Here is a 229-nt window from a genome sequence, read left to right on the forward strand (position 1 = left end):
GTGCGTGGAGGTGAAGAAACCCCGGCGATGTTTTGACGTCTGTCATGCGTCAGTGCGCTCCTGTGTCCGGCGCCAATCCGTAGGTGGCGGCAAATTCATGATGCGACGCCCGTGGCCCCGCCACGACCATGGCCGATCCTTCGGGCAACGGCGTTCCGTCCCACGGGCTTATCTCAGCGTTGAAGGCGCTTCGCACTCCAATCAGGGTCAACTCGCTGGGCCGGTCCTC

Annotated in this window: 1 protein-coding gene; it reads right to left on the reverse strand. The window is 63.3% G+C overall.

What is annotated here, in order from left to right; translation table 11 throughout:
- Nucleotides 1–49 precede the first annotated feature (49 nt).
- Nucleotides 50–229, reverse strand: a 180-nt coding sequence (locus tag HBA93_RS24040; protein ID WP_221724879.1) for a hypothetical protein, incomplete at its 5' end; no start/stop codon positions are given.

This window comes from Ochrobactrum sp. SFR4, from assembly GCF_019730395.1.
Classification (GTDB): domain Bacteria; phylum Pseudomonadota; class Alphaproteobacteria; order Rhizobiales; family Rhizobiaceae; genus Pseudochrobactrum.